A 7,176-nucleotide genomic window follows, 5' to 3' on the forward strand; every position below is an offset into this window, starting at 1 on the left:
CGATCGTGGTGTTCTCCTTGTCGATCATCACCTTCTTGGCGCGACCGAGCATGTTGAGCGTGACGTTCTCGAGCTTGATGCCGAGATCTTCCGAGATCGCCTGGCCGCCGGCCAGGATCGCGATGTCCTGCAGCATGGCCTTGCGGCGATCGCCGAAGCCCGGAGCCTTGACGGCCGCGACCTTCAGGCCGCCGCGCAGACGGTTGACGACGAGGGTGGCGAGCGCCTCGCCTTCCACGTCTTCGGCGATGATAACGAGCGGCTTGCCGCTCTGTACGACAGCTTCCAGGAGCGGCAGCAGTTCGTTCAGGCTGGAGAGCTTTTTCTCGTAGATCAGGATATAGGCGTCGTCCATTTCAACGCGCATCTTGTCGGCGTTGGTGACGAAGTAGGGCGAGATGTAGCCGCGGTCGAACTGCATGCCTTCGACGACTTCGAGCTCGGTCTCGAGCGATTTGGCTTCCTCGACCGTGATGACGCCCTCGTTGCCGACCTTCTTCATGGCGTCGGAGAGGAACTTGCCGATCTCCGCATCGCCGTTGGCCGAAATGGTGCCGACCTGGGCGATCTCCTCGTTCGAAGTGACCTTCTTGGAGTTCTTGACGAGGTCGGCGACGACGGCGTCCACTGCCAAGTCGATGCCGCGCTTGAGGTCCATCGGATTCATGCCGGCGGCAACCGCCTTGGCGCCTTCCTTCACGATCGCAGCCGCGAGCACGGTGGCGGTGGTGGTGCCATCGCCGGCCGCGTCAGCTGACTTGGAGGCGACTTCGCGCACCATCTGTGCGCCCATGTTCTCGAACTTCTCTTCGAGCTCGATCTCCTTGGCGACGGTGACGCCATCCTTGGTGATGCGGGGAGCGCCGAACGACTTGTCGAGGACAACGTTGCGGCCCTTCGGACCGAGCGTCACCTTTACCGCGTTGTTGAGAATTTCGACGCCGCGCAACATGCGGTCGCGGGCATCGACGCCGAATTTGACTTCTTTGGCTGACATGGCGATCTCCGTTTTCAACTGGTCAGATCCCAAAGGCCGCGCAACTGGCGAGCTCTTGAGGATGAGATTTGAATTGCGGGCCTCATCCTTCGAGAACCCGGCTACGCCGAATCCTCAGGGTAAGGAAAACCGGCCGGCGCTTACGCGGCCTTCTTCTTGGCGGCCGGCAGATCCGTGAGGACGCCCATAATGTCGCTTTCCTTCATGATCAGCAGGTCGACGCCGTCGATCTTGACTTCAGTGCCGGACCACTTGCCGAACAGCACGCGGTCGCCGACCTTCAGGTCGATCGGGATCAGCTTGCCGGCTTCGTCGCGGCCACCGGGGCCGACGGCAACGACTTCACCCTGGGAGGGCTTCTCCTTGGCGGTGTCCGGAATGATGATGCCACCGGCTGTCTTGTCTTCGGCCTCTATGCGCTTGACCACGACGCGGTCATGGAGCGGACGGAATTTCATGCAACCCTCCCTGGCTTGTGTGATCATTTCTCGATTGGCAGTCGTAACGAACCACGTGCCGTAAACGAAGTCTTCCGCTTCCATCAAGACGTGAGGCTTCGTCTCAAAAATTGGCGGCGACTAGATCGTAAGACCCCCTGCTGCCGCGAACGTACACCCTGGCAGCAGCGGCACATATCACATCACGATTGGAATCGAATGCGTTCAGGAAATCCGATTCATTGTTGGGGTGAGCGTCCGGTTGAAGTCGTCTCAGCGCGTCATCCTCTATGAAGAACGATGCCTCTAACGCGCTATCGTATCCCCAAAAACGCACGGCGTGCCGCGTTCGGTCATATGAACGACTATAATTCGGAAACTCGATCATGGTTGGGTCCGATCAAGTTCGCGCAACGGCAAGAGATGCTGGAAGCGACCCGGCTGCGCTGGACCGTAAATGGCTACTCTGGCATCGGATTACAACTGCCCACGAAAATTAAGTGACGACCAGCCTCGTGATCTTCTTCGGGCTGTTGATCGTCGCCGCAATAAATTTTCAGTGGTAGTCCCCCTCGGCTCACCCGCGCTATCGGCTCAAGCCAACAGCTAGTTGGCTCCGCTGAAATGACTCACGAGCTGAATGTCTGTGCGGCGGCAGTTAATGCGATCCTTTCACAAGGTACGACCGTCACTCGTACTGCGCTCAATCCTACAGGTGGTCAGCTTGTCTTCAGCGGCCCGCGCAATCGTTGTGCGAAATTCGCGAACACCATCCGGGTAACTGATCTCGAGTTTCTGGAAGATGTTCTGAGTAAATGGTGGCGAACAAAAACAGCGACGTCTCCAACGGAGAGCGGCATCCGCTCTTTCCAAATGGGGCAACGGTGACGTCGATTTGGTAAGCAATATCAATTGGCTGGGGCGGGAGGGTACCCAGCCAAAAATCGGGCTCCGCGCGCCCCCTGAAAAAGCCAATAAATCCGGTCGACAACGCAGAATGTGTAACAGCTGCGTGCAGCAGGACCAACCGTTTCTTTGGCTCTTCAGGACTTGGGCGAGCAGCCGACTGGGGCAGGCATTAAAGCCTTTGGGACGGCTGGAAGACTTCGCGGGGAGCGGCCGGCTCAGAAGTAGGCGCCGTCCCGGCGGCCGCCACAGGCCTCGCCTCTACAATCCGCCCGGCAGCAGACGAAATCGCCCAAGCCGGTGGTTCAAGTACGGTTCGACCTCAAAGCCGCTAGCAGCAGCGACAGAGCAGCGATAGGGCATCTGCGGAGACGCCTGGTTAGCCTCGCGGACAGCGGCAGCTCCAAGCAAACGCCGGCTCAGTGGCATCCACGGCCCTCAATTTCACGACCGGCGAGGCCGTAACGAGATCACCGGTGGCGGTTCAACGACGACTTGATCGCAATGCCACTGTTACCCGGGAGCAATTTACCGCTCGAAGCCAGAGGCCCGCCTCTTGCGCTTGAAATCTAATCCTGAGTGGCTCTAGCTGGACTTCGGCGGGAGGTAAGGCGGCGCACTTCCGCCACCTCTGCCCCCATTGGCTGACCAAAAAAGAAACGTCTTCTTGCGGCTTTGCAATGTCTTCTTGGGATGCGATCCGACGCTTACGGGCCGTCGACACTCTCCAAGAGGACGTTGCAAGACGATCCGGAAGACGTTGCAAAAACGCCCCCTAAGCTGCCGCAAAAACGAGTTCGAAAGGTTGCTAAAATCCCGCGGGGGCGCTGATTTTTACACTGGAGGGCGCTTGGGAACTCCCGACCGATTAGAGAGCCCCGGTATCGCACGGAGGTTCCAAAGAGGCCCGATTCTACTGAGCCTGCCACTCCCAGGAGACAGTTCGTGCTTCGAGCGCTGTGCGCCGCCTGGTGCCCGAGACCGTCTTACCAGTGGAATGCGAGGACCCGCCTCTCGGGCCCGAAATCCTGCCCAGTAGGGCATCCCTTTGGACTGGACTTCGGCGGGAGGTGAGGCGGCGCGCTTTGCACCTCGGCCCCCCCATTACATGGCACGTTAAAAAACCTGTCTTAGACGTTTTGCAACGTGTTCTTGGGACGCGTCATGGCGATAGTCCGGCCACCGGATTTCCCCAAGGACACGTTGCAAAACGTCAAAAACTCGTTGCACGACGAATGACTCCCGAAAGCTTAGCCCTCATGCAGGGCTAAGAGATTGCACCGGCCAGATCTCTCGCCAGCGGTTCAAGATGTCTATCGATCTGGCAGTGAGCCCAGTCAGCCAATTCCACGCAACATTCGCGAAACGGGAAAGGCTCGGCCAAGCCTAAGTATCCCGCCGGCCGCAGACGCTGGCGGGGTACCGTGGGCCCGGCGGATCGAAGATGTTGTCCGCAGCCGATACACCCCGCGGGCTACCGCTTCGCGCTGAACTCCTTCCGCAGATCAGGTCGAAATCGCCGGCCGGCTCAATCGAGATGTCCGTACAATAGCTCGTTAACCATCCTGACTGGAGAAATATTCGGCCAACCGTAGACACGATGCGGATCGGACCATACCTCGGTTGCCTCGCAAAGCTGCGAGAGAAAGCGGCCGCCGCCAAGTAGTCGAAATACGAAGCGACGGCCTGACCACCACCGACTGATAAGGAAGTCGATCATGGCTAAGTCTGCTTATAACTCCGATTCGCTGCCCCGCCCCTCCTGTTGCTCAACGCTAGCGCGCCCGTGACCGAGGCGATCCACTCGCTTGCTGTGGAGCTTTGCTTCGCTGCCGTCGCAGTGGCTGTGTTCGGCCGACCGCACAACGCCTAGGCCTCGATCGCGAGGTTCGCTGCATTGCGCCGTTGTTGCGGCGCAATACACGATCGCGACGACGCCTTGCTCTCCGATCTGATCCGCCTTCGCGACGGATGAGACCGGTCCTGACCTGTCACGGTTGGGCTCTCCGGAACCGGCAGCTCGGCGAACCGACGCGATCATTGGCTTCGCGATCGCTCAAACACATAGAGGGATCCAATATGTCGTCCATTTTCCAATTGCCGGCGCTTGCGGCTTACACATCCAAGATCTATCGCCCCGAGGGCGATACCACCGGCTTGCGCCGCATTTACAATGATGCCAGCCGCGTTGCGGTGTGGGCTTGCCCGATGCCGCAGGTTTCCCGCATCGCGCTCGACCGTGCCGTTGGCGCCGCCGGATATCTTCTGGCCAACCACAACACGGTTTACGTGGGTGAGACCAAGAACGGGTTCTCGCGAGTTATCGACCACCTCGACGATCCGACCAAGAACTTTGCTCGCGAGGTCTACGTGATCGTCGGCTACCCCGATCCGTGGCTGGACAAGCTGCCAGTCCTTTACCTTCAGTATCGCCTCTGGGAAAATCGCGCAGTCGATGAACTATGTGGTCGTCACCAATTTGCGCGACCCGCAGATCCCGGCGGTGCCGGAGGAAAAGCGCGCCGAGTTGGAGCGCATTGTCACGGACGCCCGCGTCTTCCTGTTCGACGCCGGCTGCCGTGCGCTCGATTCGAACTTCGACAACCAGCACTCGGCGATGCTTGCTCCCGAGGTCGAGGTTGATCCGATCGGCCCCGAGGATGGCGACCCCATGCAGATCGATGTCCGCGTCGATCCCGCAAACAGTAGCGAGCGCGAACTGCTCTATACAGGGATCTATGCCCGCGGTTATCCGCATCCTGAGCGCGGTTTCATCGTGACCGCAGGGTCCGAAGTTCGCAACGTATCCGAGCGCGCACAAGATCATTACCGAACGTCGTAAGGAATTGCGAAACAAGAAGGTGCTGGTCGATATCGATGGTGTTGGCGATCGATCTCGCCTGATCGCAAACGTCTGGTTCCCGTCGGCAGCCATTGCCGCCAAGGTGGTGACCGGCGCGCACATCGGCGTCCGCGTGTGGCAGCCGGTACGCCACCAGAGCTGGCCCCGGTTGTTTGGACAGCCGACCGTCGAGATGCAAACTGTGGGTAATGAGCAAGGTTCCTCTGAACACGCTCGCCCGGTTATTTCTTCACACCAATGCAAGACAGTGTGCGCGAAAAATAAGCCCCTGTGCCCGAAGGCACAGGGGCACAATGTTGAAGACCTCCTGGCCCCCTCGCCTATCTAGCCGCATTGGCGAGCGTGGTAATGATTGCTGCTAGGTCGCTTATACCCCAACAGCGGCGCAGAAGCGGACATTGCGAGAGGTTCGTAAAGGGCCATGAGCCGACATCGCTCCAATCAAGCGGCGATACTTGTCGGGCTTCTTAGCGGCCGTAAGGGAAGCAGCGGCGGCGATCGAGTGTGAGGCCGAAATGCACTCCCAGCGCAGCGATGGCCGCGTCCTGCTCAGGATAAGGATCGGCATTGGATGCGGCAACGATGATGATCCGGAACCCGCCGCGGTCCTTGCCACCCGGTGGCAGCATCGCTGTAGCCAGGGCATTGCCCTCCCTGTCGCGCAGTGTAAGGAAAACCGGCATCTCTCGCTGTACATAGGCCTCGAGGCCAATGTCGCGCTCGATCGCGTCCGGCCGCTCCGGACGCCAGGACTGGACTGCCTTCTCCCGCTCGTTGCGGAAATATTTCTCGACTGTGTGGCCCATCAGGCGCGACTCATGCGCCGCTTCACCTTCCGTCTCGATACGGAACCAGGTCTTACCCTTCGGCGCGTCGCAAACGTACCGCATTTTGCTCGTCCCGCGATCGCCGCAATTCTAGGGCGGCGGGCCTACAAAGCCAATATGAGGCTCGCTCCCGTGTATAGCGCTGCACGATCAGAGGGGCTAAGAGTTCTTGATTGGACGTTGAAGTTCTAGTGAGCCCAAACAATACTAGGTCGACCGGAATAATCCTCTTCAAGGAGCGTCCCGATGCCTGACGTAAGGGAAAAGCAACGCGAAGCCCGCCGGAAGATCATTCGCCAATGGGCGAAGCTTCCGAAGGATAAACGGCAGTCTATGGAGGGGATTTCTGAATTCGCCAGGACCGCAGCTCAGCAGAACGAGAACGCATTCGTCCGCAGTCGTCGCGATCCGTATCAGAAGATCATAGGATGGCTATTGCCGCGTGCTCATCTCTGAACGACTGAGTCCTCTGCACATCCTTCGAAGGCGACACCGGGTTCTTCAGCTTGCCCCCATGTGGCGAACGGCCCGCGCGATTTAGGGAGCAAACCACGCACCTTGTCGCAAACCACATTGAGCGCGATTTTGTGAATCCGATCAGGCGACGCCCGATTTCCGTTTAGGGTCACAAGCGGCGGTCGAAGTGAGCACGGCCCCGCGTCCGGTCTGCCGCCGATAGCCGACACTACAATGGTCTCAGCCTTGTTCGGCTAAGGGCCAATGCCGACCATGAGTTCACTTTTGCCGACTACCATCCCGACGAACCTGGTGCATCACAGGGAGGTCGCGCCCTATTCGCGAATAACTTCGATGGCCGAGCGCTGGGGCCCTGGTTCGACAAGCTGCGCCGAGCAGGGATCGCAGAATTCGGCGGCGTGCCGTTCGCAAGTAGAGTAAAATCGTCAAGGCGAGCGGCAAAACATCAGGGGTTAGAGCCCAGTGCGTGAGTGGGTTCGAGAGTTCCGCGAGTATTTGCGAGCCTACCGGGCCTATGTCTCGGCCAACCGTTTGTGGGGCAGAGCGACGCATCGCAGTTCACTAGTACCCACTTTTCTTGGAACGTGAGTCGTGATTCAAGGTCGGGATGATACCCGAAGCAAGAGAAGTCCACCTTTCGAGGAAAGATCGCAAGGTGCTTGAGGCGTG

At 59.2% G+C, this 7,176-nt stretch carries 8 protein-coding genes; 4 read left to right on the forward strand and 4 right to left on the reverse strand.

Translation table 11 applies throughout. The features are described from left to right. From groEL to QJT78_RS46830, 3 genes are all read right to left on the reverse strand, one after another. Positions 1–997: chaperonin GroEL (gene groEL / locus QJT78_RS46820; RefSeq protein ID WP_281460702.1), on the reverse strand; the 997-nt coding region annotated here is incomplete at its 3' end. A gap of 140 nt (positions 998–1,137) precedes the next feature. Further along, the gene (locus tag QJT78_RS46825) at positions 1,138–1,455 is read right to left on the reverse strand and encodes a co-chaperone GroES (protein ID WP_038954021.1); all 318 of its coding nucleotides are present in this window, start codon (positions 1,453–1,455) and stop codon (positions 1,138–1,140) included. Positions 1,456–1,558: 103 nt separating this feature from the next. Further along, entirely contained in the window at positions 1,559–1,822 is a 264-nt protein-coding gene (locus tag QJT78_RS46830; RefSeq protein ID WP_080586896.1) for a DUF1488 domain-containing protein, read from the reverse strand. A 236-nt stretch (positions 1,823–2,058) separates the two neighbouring features. Between QJT78_RS46830 and QJT78_RS46835 the strand changes: the two genes are divergently transcribed. From QJT78_RS46835 to QJT78_RS46845, 3 genes are all read left to right on the forward strand, one after another. After that, entirely contained in the window at positions 2,059–2,322 is a 264-nt protein-coding gene (locus QJT78_RS46835; protein ID WP_155258264.1) for a hypothetical protein, read from the forward strand. Positions 2,323–4,804: 2,482 nt separating this feature from the next. After that, positions 4,805–5,182, forward strand: coding sequence for a hypothetical protein (locus QJT78_RS46840; protein ID WP_155258265.1), 378 nt, complete (start codon positions 4,805–4,807; stop codon positions 5,180–5,182). A gap of 19 nt (positions 5,183–5,201) precedes the next feature. Then, the gene (locus tag QJT78_RS46845) at positions 5,202–5,531 is read left to right on the forward strand and encodes a hypothetical protein (RefSeq protein WP_157790387.1); all 330 of its coding nucleotides are present in this window, start codon (positions 5,202–5,204) and stop codon (positions 5,529–5,531) included. Between the two features lie 139 nt (positions 5,532–5,670). On the opposite strand, the gene QJT78_RS46850 is transcribed toward QJT78_RS46845, so the two are convergent. Next, positions 5,671–6,093: a hypothetical protein gene (locus QJT78_RS46850; RefSeq protein WP_028154640.1), complete on the reverse strand. Its 423-nt coding sequence runs from the start codon at positions 6,091–6,093 to the stop codon at positions 5,671–5,673. A 183-nt stretch (positions 6,094–6,276) separates the two neighbouring features. Here QJT78_RS46850 and QJT78_RS46855 point away from each other — a divergent pair, with 183 nt between their 5' ends. Continuing rightward, entirely contained in the window at positions 6,277–6,486 is a 210-nt protein-coding gene (locus tag QJT78_RS46855) for a hypothetical protein (RefSeq protein WP_038945568.1), read from the forward strand. The last annotated feature ends 690 nt before the right edge of the window (positions 6,487–7,176 follow it).

The sequence above is a fragment of the Bradyrhizobium sp. Mp27 genome (assembly GCF_029953005.1).
Lineage (GTDB): Bacteria > Pseudomonadota > Alphaproteobacteria > Rhizobiales > Xanthobacteraceae > Bradyrhizobium > Bradyrhizobium barranii.